Source organism: Shewanella sp. 492 (genome assembly GCF_059338445.1).
The window spans coordinates 1,986,656-2,000,087 of the sequence record NZ_CM181702.1 but is presented as its reverse complement, the minus strand read 5'-3'; the positions used below and the strand labels follow the sequence as shown (position 1 = coordinate 2,000,087).

Sequence of the window (13,432 nt, the reverse complement as noted above, 5' to 3'; positions counted from 1 at the left end):
GTTCAATCGTTAAACAGGGTACTAACAAGCAAGGACTTTTATGAAAGGTAAAATGCTCAGTATTTTGCTTGTCTCATTACCTTAATTGATATTGCTGATGTTGATTTTTTCGTGAACGAGAGACACTTATAAAACTGATAAAAAGTGTAAGGTATAAGCTGAATTGACAGATGAGTTTACGATATAGCATGCCATTGATGCTTAAAAGCGTTTGATCCGCACAACTTTCATCACTTCAAATTCAAGTCCTGCCACGGTTTCAACCTCAGGGTAGTAGGTTATATTCACCTTATGTCCTTGTAAACTACGGTATTTTTTCGTGCGCTTAAATTTAAACGGAGCATCGCAGCCTTCTATCATTACCGTATGTTGTACCCACTCGTTGGTTTCTCTTTGAGTATGAGAAAGAATTTTCACCCCCTCTGAATGCACTAAACCATCATGTTTATCGAGCATTTTATCTACAACATGTTTCATAATCAGACCTTTTTACGATGAGTGAGTTTTAACCTACAAAAATGACAATAAAAAATTATACAACATCTCATCGACTTTGCATGCGGCCTTAAATTGTACCAAATTGAGACCGTTAACAATACCTAATCAATTACTTATTAATCGATTAGGTTATCAAGCCCTATCGTTAACGGCTTATCGAACGCAGCAACCAGTAGCACAGTAGCAAGCCAAAAGTGACCTTACCAAGGGAGTGTGCTGCCGTCGTAATTATAAAATCCACCACTGTCTACTAATACAAGCTTTTCGAAACAATGGCTTAAGCCCGCAACAGACTCTTCCACACTGATAAGTGCATTAGGGCCTCCCATTGCGGTTTGTACCCAGCCTGGGTGATATACAGCACAGGCGATACTGTTAGCATGTAAGTCAATGGCGAGACTTTTTACCGCGGCATTAAGCGCCGCTTTAGATGAACGATACAGGTATGCCCCGCCACTACTATTATCGCTAATACTACCCATTTTAGAGGAGATAAAAATCACTTTACTCTGCCTGCTTTGCTTTAAGAGCGGATAACAGGCTTGCGTCAGCATGATTGGGGCGATGGCATTAACTTGCATCACCTTAAGCCACTCTTGCTCGTCACAATGGCCAAATGCAATCCCTTTAGGGCCATAGTAACCCGCATTATTAATCAGCAGATCGATTGGCTCACCAGCAAGGCTATCAATAAACGCATTCATCTCAGCTTTAACGGTGATATCTAATTTAGTCAAGGTTAATTGAGAATACTGCTGACTTAATCGCAGCAATGCATCGGCGTGTTGCGGCGTACGGCAACACGCCGTGACGCGCATACCTTGTTTGAGGTAATGGTTAACAAACCCTAATCCTATGCCACGATTGGCACCAGTGATCACTACATGTTGACTCATATTTCCTTCCTTCTTTTGTCTGCATGTTTAACACTATGGGCGTTACACAAACGCCTTATGACATTCATTCTAGCCAGTATGTTATCTGATTTCGCGTTGGTGCCTCTGTTATCAAGAGAATGTTTTTGCCACAATATCCCCCCTTGTTCTTTTAGATGGCCATCTGCTTTGGATATTTGCCAGTATTTAGCGTCGACATTAGATGCCACTCAAGTGGTTAAAGTGGCGAGTCTACAAACCTTATGGAGCGGTTATGGTGAAATCGCCCGCTATCAGGTTCAGCTCAACGCCAAGCGACACAGTGTGATTGTGAAACATATTTGTCCACCACTTGACGTTGACCATCCCTATCAATGGCACAATGCTAATTCACACCAACGTAAGATGCGCTCCTATCAAGTTGAAGCGCATTGGTATCAACACTGGTCGCACTTATGCGGACAAGCCACGCCAATGCCAACTTATATTGGCCATTACCATGATGACAAGACTAACGAGTCGATCATGATACTGTCTGACTTAGATGCTGCAGGCTATCCACTGCGTTATCAGTCGTTAACGGTTACGCAGACCAAGGCGGTATTAAGTTGGCTCGCGGCGTTCCATGGCCAATTTATTATCCAGGATCCCGCACAGGAGTGGCCAGAAGGGTTATGGCCTCAAGGCACCTACTGGTATCTGGCCACGCGAATGCAAGAATATACCGCCATGGATGACGGCGCGCTTAAACAAGCTGCGCAAGCCATTGATGCGCGGTTAAATCTAGCTCAATTTCAAACCTTAGTGCATGGCGATGCTAAAGTGGCTAATTTTTGCTTTCAGCCTGATGCAGCTGAACATGGTGCAAGTGTGAGTGTTGCTGCCTTAGATTTTCAATATGTGGGTAAAGGTTGCGGTGTAAAAGATGTTATCTATCTCTTAGGCAGTTGCTTGGACGAAGCCATTCTCTTTACACATTATGACGAGCTCATGGAATATTACTTTAGTCAATTTCGCAAGTCAGCTAGCGCTATGTTAAGTGATGCTCAAATCAACGCAGCTATCAACGAATGGCAACAACTGCTCCCCTTTGCTTGGGCTGATTTTGAACGTTTCTTAGCGGGTTGGGCGCCATCACACCATAAGCGTCATCGTTTTAGTGACAAGATGACCCGCCAAGCACTAGCGCTGTTGTAAGTTATGTTGCTAAGTTGCCCCTCAATTGACTTGCCGTCAGTGCTCAATTTTAATTGAGTTCAGCTTCAAAACTATGGCTGCGAGCCTTGGGTCAATAACACTGAACTTACGATTCTTGTCAAGGTGGCATCCCGCCCAATAGCGGTTGTTTACCTAATTGTTACATACCTGTTTACATTATTAGGCTGTAACAAATGCGCCATTAGGCTACCATTCCAACCTTGAACTTAAACATGTCCGTATCATCGCCTCCTTATCGAGGCCGTATGACGACAAATAAGCATACCTTCGCTTCAACAAGAGGAAGCCATTTGTGGCAAGTAAAAAACAAATAATATTACCTATTGTCGTGCTCGCCGCCGGGATTGGCGGATACGCCATCATGGCATCGATGAAACAGCCACCGCAAGAGAAGCCCGCTGTTGATACTACCCCTGTGGTATCGGTCGATATTATTGAAAAGCAGCCGCTGACCTTCGCTGTTAACTCTTATGGCATAGTCTCGGCTAAATATGAAACCGAATTGGTATCTCAGGTCAATGGTGAAATCGTTTATTTAGCCGATGCCTTTGTTCGTGGGGGCTTTGTCAAACAGGGCCAAGTGCTGGCTAAGATTGACCCTAGTGATTACGAGGCGGCGTTAATTGATGCCGAGGCCACGCTGGCATCGGCCAAGGCGACCTTAGTACAAGAAAAAGCCTTTGGCAAAGTCGCCGAAGAGGAGTGGAAACGTATCGAAAATGGCGCCCCAACTCCCCTAAGTCTGCGTAAGCCCCAGCTTGCACAAGAGTTAGCTCGTCTGCATTCATCTGAAGCCGGTGTTTTGCGCGCCAAGCGCAACCTCGAGCGCACCATTATCAAAGCGCCCTACGATGCCCTAATTGAAAGCCGTCACGTCGGCCTTGGCTCTTATGTCAGTACAGGCACGGCACTTGGCAATGTACTCAGTACCCAAAAAGCCGAGATCCGCTTGCCACTACCCGATAAAGAAGTTCGCTACCTTAACGATCGTGGCATAGGTGCTAGTGTCACCCTTAAAGGCGAAATCGCTGGCTTACCACAACAATGGCAAGCCACTATAGTCCGCAGCGAGGGCGTCATCGATGACCGTAGTCGCATGACCTATCTGGTGGCTGAAGTGGTTGACCCTTATGGTTTGGTATCGCCTAAGCAGCCGCTACGTTTTGGCAGTTATATCACAGCCAATATCAAAGGCCGCCAAGCCAAAAGTGTCACGACAGTTGCACGGCATCTTATTATCGATAACAAAATTGCGTTGCTCGATGATAATAACCAACTTAAATATCAAAAGGTGCAGGTGCTACGTGAACAAGGGGCTCAAGTTGTCATAAGCGAGGGGCTTGAGTCAGGTATGAGAGTGATCACCTCTGCCCTCGACTACCCAATAGCAGGCATGGCACTGGCACTAGAAACGAGGCAACCAAAACTTGATGCGCCTCAGGCCACCCCTACCCAAATGGCAATGGACGATAAGGAATAATTTGGATGCCTGATACTCATAAAGGCATCATTGCCTGGTTTGCACGTAATAGCGTGGCAGCCAATCTGTTGATGATCATCATCATTCTGGGTGGCTTAATGACAGCCAACACCATTCGAAAACAGTTCTTCCCGCAAGTGGAAATTAACTGGGTTCAATTCAGTGCTTTCTATCCTGGGGCGGCGCCACAGGAGGTTGAAGAAGGGATCACCATAAAAGTAGAAGAGGCACTCGAGCGGGTTCAAGGCTTGAAACGGGTGATCACCTATTCAAACCGTAATTCAGCATCGGGTTACTTTCGTATCGAAGACTCCTATGATCCACAAGTGGTGCTCGATGAAATCAAATCTGAAATAGACTCCATCTCCAGCTTTCCCGATGGCATGGAGCGTCCACGGGTTGAGCGCATCAAGTTAAGGCAAGAGGTGTTTTACATCAGCTTGTATGGTGACGTTCCACCTAAACAGTTAAAAGAACTCGGCGAAAAAATTCACGATGAGCTGATGCAACTGCCGCTGGTTAATATCACTGAGTTTTATGGCGGTTTAGGCTATGAAGTTGCCATCGAAGTCAGCAAAGATAGGCTGCGTGAATATAACCTGACCTTTAGCGATGTCGCAAGCGCAGTGCGCGGTTATTCGCGCAATATGTCCGCTGGGCAAATTAAAGCGGAAAACGGTTATATCAATCTTAGGGTACAAAATCAGGCGTATGTGGGCTATGAATTTGAAAACCTGCCGCTGATCACCTTAGAAGATGGCACGAATGTGTTACTTGGGGATGTGGCCACCGTTATCGATGGTTTTGAAGAAGGGATCCAATACTCAAAATTTAACGGCAAAAACTCGGTCACTTTCTTTATTGGCGCATCCAACGATCAGAGCATGACAGATGTGGCCAAAGTCGTTAAGCAATACGTTAACGATAAACAGCAAACCTTGCCAGCAGGGCTCAAGCTAGAAACCTGGGTCGATATGACCTACTACCTTGAGGGCAGGCTCAACCTAATGCTCGACAGCATGAAAAGTGGCGCCGTATTGGTGTTTATCATGCTGGCGCTGTTTTTACGGGTACGTTTAGCGTTTTGGGTCATGATGGGGCTGCCGGTCTGTTTCCTTGGCACATTATTATTTATGCCCATGGCGATGATCGATGTCACCATTAATGTCATTAGCCTCTTTGCCTTTATCTTAGTGCTGGGGATTGTGGTCGATGATGCCATTGTGATGGGAGAAAGCGCCCACACCGAATGTGAAAAGCATGGGCAAAATATCGACAATGTGATCCGCGGGGTGAAACGGGTCGCCATGCCTGCCACCTTTGGCGTATTGACCACCATAGCGGCGTTTTTGCCTATTACGCTCGATAATGGCCCCTCGTCGGCATTTGGCCAATCTATTGGCTATGTGGTGATCTTGTGTCTGCTATTCTCTCTGGTGGAGTCTAAGCTCATTTTACCCGCACACTTAGCCCGCATGAAACCTAAAACCATTGTTAAATCCGGCTCTAAAAAGCCGCTCGACTTACTTAGATTGGCCGTCAACGCGCTGCAATCTCGAGTCGATAACGGCTTACAATATGTGATACGCCATTGGTATCATCCATCATTAACCTTAGCGGTAAAGTATCGCTACGCCGTCATCATGCTGTTTATCAGTTTTATCTTAATCTGCGCTGGGCTCTACTCTGGTGGCATTATCCGCTATGTGGGTCAGCCTAAGATCCCCCATGATTTCCCGCGGGTGAATGTTGAGATGAATGTTGATGCCTCGGAGAAAGCAACTCTGGCGGCCGCCCTCGCTATCGAACAAGCCTTATATGATGTGGATAAAGCCATAGAAGCCGAATATGGGCAAAAAATGATAGCCGATATGCAGGTTGACCTTGAAGGCCGTACCAGTGCCAATATCATGACCAAGTTGGTCGACCCTGAACTGAGGCCAATGGATACCTTTGCCCTTGCCGAGCGTTGGCGACAAGCCATGCCCACCATTGCCGGGGTCAAGTCCTTTACCATACAAGATAATTTATTTGGTGGCGGCCGTGATGACGGTGACATTAGCTTTCGTTTAGAGGGGAAAGATGACGCGCAGCTAGTCGCCGCGGCCTTGGCGTTAAAAGCGAAACTGAACACCTTAAAAGGGGTCGGCGATGTGAATGATAGCCGCCAATCCAGTGCTAAAGAGGTGCAGTTTAAGCTTAAACCCCTCGCTAACAGTGTCGGCTTAACGTTAGCTGATATTGCCGCCCAAGTGAGTGCCAGTTTCTATGGTATGGAGGCGCAGCGGATTTTACGTAACGGCGAGGAGATAAAGGTGATGCTGCGCTATCCTGAGGCGCAGCGTAATGCGATAACCCATGTGACAGAGGTGATGATCCAGACGCCCCAAGGCGCTGAGATCCCATTGTCAGAGCTGGCTGAAATCGAAGTCACTCAAGGGGTGAATGGCATTCGCCGCGAAAACGGTAATCGCACCATCAATGTGTGGGCTACCGTCGATGCTGCGCAGGCTGAACCCTTTAAATTAGCGCAAGATATTCGTGATAACTTTATTCCTGACCTATTGAAGCAATACCCAAGAGTGAAGAGTGAAGTGTCCGGTAATATTCAAGAGCAGATGGAAAGCGCCAGTACTCAGCTACGGGACTTTGTCATTTCGCTCTTGGTGATCTACAGCTTGCTTGCCGTGCCGTTAAAGTCGTACTTGCAACCCTTTATGATCATGTCGGTGATCCCCTTTGGGGTGATCGGCTCAGTTCTGGGCCATATGATCTTAGGCATAGATTTAAGTGCCTTGTCACTGTTTGGGATTATTGCCGCCGCTGGGGTGGTGGTTAACGACTCTTTGGTGATGGTGGATTACATCAATCGCTCACGCCAAAACGGCGTGGCGATGAAAGTCGCGGTGATCAATGCTGGCTGTCGTCGCTTTAGGGCCATTTTATTGACCTCGCTGACCACCTTTATCGGCTTAGTGCCCATCATGACTGAAACCAGCATGCAGGCGCAGATGGTGATCCCTATGGCGGTATCCTTGGCCTTTGGGGTGTTATTTGCGACTGTTGTCACCTTGGTATTGATCCCCTGCCTCTATCTGATGATTGAAGATATTAAGGCGTTATTTCAGCCAGCATCGACAGGAGATACTGCAATGTCACCCACAGATCTACACCCTGAGCCACAATCTTAAATGGTTTAGGCAAGTCGATGACGGTTTAACGACGCAACAAAAAAGCCAGCGAGATGCTGGCTTTTTTATGTTGACCGTCTTTTATGTGACCGTCTTAAGCAATGGCCGTTATGCCGACAGCATGGATTCTATCATCTGCTGCGCCTGTGCCAATAGCTGCTCAAGATGCTCGGCCGATACAAAGCTCTCGCCATAGAGCTTAAACAAGGCTTCGGTACCCGAGGGGCGCGCGGCAAACCAGCCATTCGCCGTCACCACCTTTACCCCCCCAATTGGCGCCTGATTGCCCGGAGCATGGGTTAAGATAGCGGTAATGGCATCGCCCGCCAAAGTATCACTTCCCAATAACTCACAAGTGACACTTTGGGTGATTAATTGATTAAATTTGGCTTTACGTTTGGGAGTTACTGGCGAATCGATGCGCTGATAAAAACTTTGGCCGTGACGCTCAACCATCTTCTGATAACGCTGCGCAGGCGTCTGGCCCGTTACCGCTACGATCTCTGCCGCCAGCAAGGCCATAATAAAACCATCTTTATCGCTACACCAAGTGCGGCCATCACGTTGCAAAAATGCCGCGCCAGCACTCTCTTCACCGCCAAAGGCCAATGTGGCCTCACTCAGGCCATCAACAAACCATTTAAAGCCCACCGGTACTTCACACAATGGCCGACCTTGCTCAAGGCATACCTTATCGATCATCGCGCTGGAGACCAAGGTTTTGCCGATGGCTAAGCTGTCAGCCCACTTGGGGCGATGGGTGAGTAAATATTCGATTGCCACCGCGAGGAAGTGATTGGGGTTCATTAAGCCGGTGCTCGGGCACACAATACCGTGACGATCATAATCGGGATCATTGCCTACACAGATATCAAACTCATGTTGATGCGCCAGCAATCCCGCCATGGCATAGGGCGATGAGCAGTCCATACGGATCTTGCCATCTTTATCTAACGGCATAAAGCTAAAGCTGGGGTCAACCTTGTCATTGACTAAGGTAATATCAAGTTGATAGCGCTTAGCAATTTTGTCCCAATAATGAATACCAGAACCCCCAAGAGGATCGACGCCAATCCGCACGCCTGCACGGCTGATGGCCTGCATATCGATAACATCGTCAAGGGTATCCACATAGGCCGACATAAAGTCGACAGGCTGAATCAAACTGGTGTGGGTCGCCAATGAATAGGTAAGCCGTTTAACGCCCTCGAGCTGCTTAGCCAAATACTGATTGGCGCGCGCTTCAATCCAGGCGGTTATCTCACCTTCTGCTGGACCACCATGTGGAGGGTTATATTTAATACCGCCATCTTGTGGCGGATTATGTGATGGGGTGATGATTAAGCCATCAGTTAATGCCGCGCCAGGTGTTGATTTAGCGCGGTTCGCCCGAACAATCCCATGGGAGATCACCGGCGTTGGCGTAAATTCATCATGGGCTGCCACTCGCGCAGTTACCGCGTTGCCGCTTAACACTTCTAAGGTGGTCACAAACGCGGCTTGTGATAACGCATGGGTATCAATGCCAACTAACATGGGGCCTGTGATCCCGGCTTGCTGACGATAATCGACCACAGCTTGAACTATGGCTAAAATATGCTTTTCATTAAAACTCTTGGCAAAAGCGCAGCCACGATGACCTGAAGTACCAAAACTAACCCGTTGTGAGTCAATGTTGACGTCGGGAGACAATCGATAATAATGGCTCATCAATTTAGGGATATTAACCAAATCCATTTGTGTTGCTGCAAGTCCTGCCCGTTTATCTATCGCCAAAATTGAATCCTGTTTTCGAACACTAAGGGAGTATACCTTGCCAAGGCAAGTACCAAGCTTGTACTGGCAATGTAGTGAATAAATCACTTTTTATAGCCTGAACTTATTACTGAACAATAAAGCCAGTACGCTCAAACTATTGGCGAATTAAAGTCGCACCACTTAAATAAGGCTGACTATCTGTTCAATCTGCTCGCCGTCCACCCCAAACTGGGTTAACACTTCACTTAATATGGTGCGCTTTTTAGCAGTATTGTTATTGGTGGTCACCCAAAAACCGCTTTGGCCAATCTCTTTCGGATTGGCTGACTTACTGGCTTTAAGCAATGAAGCTTTAGAGGTCGCAAAATAGAGACGGTCGCGGCCTTGAATTTGCAATACTTGATCAAATTGCTGTGGCATTGCTTTATAAATGGTTTCTAAACTAAATAAGAAACGACCTACCGCGCCTTTTTGTTGCGCTAAGGCTTCGGTATCGGTCAAGTTATTCACTAAGTTAGGTAACGATGTCGTCGCAACGGCAACAGAAGCAGTCTCATGATTCATCGTGGTTGATGTGACGTGCTCTTGCTGTCTATCCATGCTTGGGTGGCTGATTTTTTCTGGCGGCAGTGTCGTCACGGCCTCCACATCTACACCTTCAATATCTAGGCCCAATAGTCGACGGAGGATCTCAGAAGCACTCTCCCCTATGCGCTCAGTTTTACTTGCGATATGGCGATACAACTCTTCATCAATCTCAATATATTTCATGACCAAAATCTTCCTTAGACAGTGAAAATTAACTCATTATTATTGTTTACTTAGCGATCCATACACTCATTTGTCAGATCCTCCCAAGTGTATGCTATCTGCCCTTATGGAATAAAGAGCTGTGTAGTTAAATTTGATCCATATAGCCCAATGCACCGCAAATTATGGCCCAACAGCCTAAAAACCATGCAGCCAAACTCGGTGTAACGGAATAGCACTGTTATTTAGCCCCGTTTACAGGCACAATTTGGCGCAAATTTTCAACACCGCACACTTATGTCTACTGTCAATTACGTCGTCACAGGCCAAGGGTCGCCAGTTGTCCTGATCCATGGTCTGTTTGGTAATCTCGATAACCTCAAAGCATTAGGCGCTGCCTTGACTAATCATCAAGTGATCCGCGTTGATGTGCCTAATCATGGCCTTAGCCCCCATTGGCAGCAGATGGATTACCTCCGTTTGGCTAAGGCGATGGTTGATCTATTAGATGAGTTGTCCATTGAAGCGGCACATTTTGTTGGTCATTCTATGGGCGGTAAAATTGCCATGGCCACCGCGCTGCGCTATCCAGATCGCGTACTGAGTATGACGGCCGCCGATATTGCTCCTGTAACCTATCAACCTCGACATCAGAGCGTGTTTGCCGGCTTAACAAGCCTAGATGTAAGCCAATTAACCAATCGGGCCCAGGCGCTGGTGCAACTGACTGATGCCGGCATAGACGAAGCAACCGCCCTGTTTTTACTGAAAAACTTACAAAAGTCTGATGTTGGATTTAGTTGGAAGATGAATTTGGCAGGGCTACAAGCCTGCTATGACAACCTTATCGGCTGGCCATTTAGTGACGCCTCCCACTTCCCCCCTTATAGCGGGCCAAGCCTGTGCATTCGCGGCGCAGATTCTGACTATGTTTTAGCCGAGCATCGCCAAGCCTTTCTTGATCAGTTTCCCGCAACTCAAGCTAAAACCATCGCGGGGACGGGTCATTGGCTACATGCACAAAAACCAGCCATTTTTAATCGTATTGTCAGTGAATTTATAGCTCAAAATGATCACTAATGATAAGGGGGTTAACCACATACCTGCTGTGATTAAGGGCAAGCATTACGGCGATAGTTTTCAAATGACGTCGCATAAATCGTATAGCAGCGCGTCATTAACTGTGGTATATTCGCGCCTCTTTTTTTAACCTGAGGGAACGCGGTCATGTTATCTCAGTATATGGAACAGATAGAGGCTTTAGGTTTAAACCTGTTCTTTGCAGCGATATTTTTCTTTATAGGTATGGCGATACATGATGTGCTTAAACAGGGTGAAGTGCCCAAGTTTGGCCGTTACATTGTATGGCTGGTTTTGTTTCTCGGCTGCGCCGGATTTATAGCAAAAGGATTAATACAGATGTCCTGGGAAGGCTCAGGCATTGGTTAACATGTAGTTTCAATGGCAAAAGAATCATCTGACAGAACAACGATAGACCTGTTTGCTACTGAAAAACGTCGAGGTCGTCCTCGCAGCAACCCGTTATCCAGAGAGCAACAGTTAAAGGTCAATAAGCGCAATCAAATACAGCGCGACAGGGCTAATGGTTTAAAACGTATAGAGTTAAAGGTGTCACAAGATTTGTATGACGCCTTGAATGAAAAGGCATTGGCCAGTAACATCAGCCGCAGCCAGTTAATCGAGTCAATTTTGCAGCAGCAGGTTGATCGCTGAACACTTTGCAAATTTGCATCAATAAATTAATGAACTAGATAAAGGAAAGACAATGGCAACTGTAGGTCTTTTTTTCGGCAGTGACACAGGTAACACCGAAGCCGTCGCCAAAATGATCCAGAAGAAACTGGGTAAAAAAATGGTCGATGTTAAAGATATCGCCAAGAGTACTAAAGAGCAGATCGCCGATTACGATCTCCTCATTTTTGGTATTCCCACCTGGTATTACGGCGAAGCGCAATGTGATTGGGATGATTTTTTCCCTGAATTAGAACAAATTGACTTCGATGGTAAGCTGGTGGCCATTTTTGGTTGTGGCGATCAAGAAGACTACGCCGAATATTTCCTTGATGCGATGGGTATGGTTAACGAGATTGTTGAAGCGCGTGGTGCTGTAGTAATTGGCCATTGGCCAACCGACAGCTATGACTTTGAAGCTTCAAAAGGCTTAGCCGATGACAAGCATTTTGTGGGTCTTGGTATCGATGAAGACCGTCAACCAGAATTAACCGAAGAACGAGTTGATGCTTGGGTTAAACAGATCTACGAAGAGATGTGTCTGGCTGAACTAGAAGATTAATCTCCTGCTTTAGTAAGGATGATTGCAGATATATAAAAGCGGCTTATGGCCGCTTTTTTTAGCACATCACTATAGATAGAAACAGCTAGAAACCGCTGCAATTCTAGCCGACAACTTTTCTAGTCTTGTAGATAACCAAAGATAGCAAAGATAACAGTAAGATGGATAACAATAGCACACCTCAACATTGGGATATCTTTTGCGCTGTAGTCGATAACTATGGTGACATCGGCGTCACTTGGCGCCTTGCTAAGCAATTGGCGGCAGAATATCAACTTGAAATTAATTTGTGGGTCGATGATCTGCACAGTTTTTCGCATATTTTACCCAGTCTAGATCCAACTCTGGCGATACAATCTTTTAATGGCGTCACCATCAAGCAGTGGCATCACCCCTTGGATCTTGAGTATCGCTGCGGCGCAGTCTTGATTGAAGCCTTTGCCTGCGAGCTGCCCGAAGCAGTGATTGATACGATCACAGCTTGCCATCGCAGTAGCGAACAAAGACCGCCAGTTTGGCTTAATCTTGAATACTTAAGCGCAGAAGATTGGGTCGAAGGCTGTCATGGGCTGCCATCTCTGCAACATAGTGGTTTAAAAAAGTATTTCTACTTCCCAGGCTTCACCGCTAAAACAGGTGGACTCATCTGTGAACGCAGCTTATTCACACAAAGAGATGAGTGGCAGGCAGATCCACAAAACAAACTGGACTTGTTTAAGCAGCTAGGACTCAACGGCATTGCAGCGCAAGACACTGTGGTGAGTATCTTTAGCTACGAGACGCCCTGCCTCAATGGCTTATGCGAGTTATGGCAAACATCAGCGCAAAAGATCCATGCGCTTATCCCCCTTGGTCGCAGTTTAAACAGTCTCAGTCAATCGCTACCGGCATTGGCTAACGCCCGTGCTGGCCAGCAATTTGAATTAGGTAAGCTAACGCTACATATCCTGCCAATGACAGATCAATTGGGCTTCGATCGCTTGTTATGGAGCTGTGACATCAACATTGTACGCGGCGAAGACTCGTTTTTGCGGGCTCAATGGGCAGCAAAACCCTTCATATGGCACATTTATCCTCAAGAAGATGATTATCACCTAATAAAATTACGAGCCTTTTTGCAACTTTATTGTCATAATCTGCCCCCTGAAATAGCCAAGGGCTATGCAGCATTGAATTTGGCCTTCAATCAAGACGACACCACCACATTGATTGAACTGTGGCAAACACTTAATTTAGCCAGTAGGCCGATGATGCAACACGCAAAACAATGGCCTATTGACGCATTAAATGACACAGATCTTGCTTCGCGACTAGTTCAGTTCGTTAAAAATAGCTAAGATACTGCGTT

12 protein-coding genes are annotated in these 13,432 nt (G+C 46.5%); 8 read left to right on the top strand and 4 right to left on the bottom strand.

What is annotated here, in order from left to right; all coding sequences use genetic code 11:
- Positions 1-201: 201 nt before the first annotated feature.
- A complete protein-coding gene (locus tag AC5YBX_RS08985; protein WP_494519121.1) occupies positions 202-477 on the bottom strand; it encodes a hypothetical protein in 276 nt (91 codons plus the stop codon).
- Positions 478-698: 221 nt separating this feature from the next.
- Positions 699-1,394: an SDR family oxidoreductase gene (locus AC5YBX_RS08980; protein ID WP_494519122.1), complete on the bottom strand. Its 696-nt coding sequence runs from the start codon at positions 1,392-1,394 to the stop codon at positions 699-701.
- A 168-nt stretch (positions 1,395-1,562) separates the two neighbouring features.
- Here AC5YBX_RS08980 and AC5YBX_RS08975 point away from each other — a divergent pair, with 168 nt between their 5' ends.
- From AC5YBX_RS08975 to AC5YBX_RS08965, 3 genes are all read left to right on the top strand, one after another.
- Positions 1,563-2,570 (top strand): phosphotransferase, encoded by a 1,008-nt coding sequence (locus tag AC5YBX_RS08975; RefSeq protein WP_494519123.1) that lies wholly within the window; start codon positions 1,563-1,565, stop codon positions 2,568-2,570.
- Positions 2,571-2,883: 313 nt separating this feature from the next.
- Complete coding sequence (locus AC5YBX_RS08970) at positions 2,884-4,071, top strand: efflux RND transporter periplasmic adaptor subunit (RefSeq protein WP_494524778.1); 1,188 nt, start codon at positions 2,884-2,886, stop codon at positions 4,069-4,071.
- Positions 4,072-4,076: 5 nt separating this feature from the next.
- Entirely contained in the window at positions 4,077-7,262 is a 3,186-nt protein-coding gene (locus AC5YBX_RS08965; protein ID WP_494519125.1) for an efflux RND transporter permease subunit, read from the top strand.
- Positions 7,263-7,370: 108 nt separating this feature from the next.
- Here the strand turns inward: AC5YBX_RS08965 and pgm are convergent, their stop codons facing one another.
- A complete protein-coding gene (gene pgm, locus AC5YBX_RS08960; RefSeq protein ID WP_494519126.1) occupies positions 7,371-9,038 on the bottom strand; it encodes a phosphoglucomutase (alpha-D-glucose-1,6-bisphosphate-dependent) in 1,668 nt (555 codons plus the stop codon).
- Between the two features lie 162 nt (positions 9,039-9,200).
- The gene (seqA, locus tag AC5YBX_RS08955) at positions 9,201-9,791 is read right to left on the bottom strand and encodes a replication initiation negative regulator SeqA (protein WP_494519127.1); all 591 of its coding nucleotides are present in this window, start codon (positions 9,789-9,791) and stop codon (positions 9,201-9,203) included.
- Positions 9,792-10,067: 276 nt separating this feature from the next.
- Between seqA and AC5YBX_RS08950 the strand changes: the two genes are divergently transcribed.
- The 5 genes from AC5YBX_RS08950 (at position 10,068) to earP (ending at position 13,421) form a co-directional block, all read left to right on the top strand.
- Positions 10,068-10,850 (top strand): alpha/beta fold hydrolase, encoded by a 783-nt coding sequence (locus AC5YBX_RS08950; protein WP_494524777.1) that lies wholly within the window; start codon positions 10,068-10,070, stop codon positions 10,848-10,850.
- 147 nt (positions 10,851-10,997) lie between these two features.
- The gene (locus AC5YBX_RS08945) at positions 10,998-11,219 is read left to right on the top strand and encodes a DUF2788 domain-containing protein (RefSeq protein ID WP_475516834.1); all 222 of its coding nucleotides are present in this window, start codon (positions 10,998-11,000) and stop codon (positions 11,217-11,219) included.
- Positions 11,220-11,231: 12 nt separating this feature from the next.
- Complete coding sequence (gene ybfE / locus AC5YBX_RS08940; protein ID WP_110457905.1) at positions 11,232-11,504, top strand: LexA regulated protein; 273 nt, start codon at positions 11,232-11,234, stop codon at positions 11,502-11,504.
- Between the two features lie 52 nt (positions 11,505-11,556).
- Complete coding sequence (fldA, locus tag AC5YBX_RS08935; protein WP_494519129.1) at positions 11,557-12,084, top strand: flavodoxin FldA; 528 nt, start codon at positions 11,557-11,559, stop codon at positions 12,082-12,084.
- Positions 12,085-12,245: 161 nt separating this feature from the next.
- Positions 12,246-13,421, top strand: a complete 1,176-nt coding sequence (gene earP / locus AC5YBX_RS08930) for an elongation factor P maturation arginine rhamnosyltransferase EarP (RefSeq protein WP_494524776.1) — start codon at positions 12,246-12,248, stop codon at positions 13,419-13,421.
- The last annotated feature ends 11 nt before the right edge of the window (positions 13,422-13,432 follow it).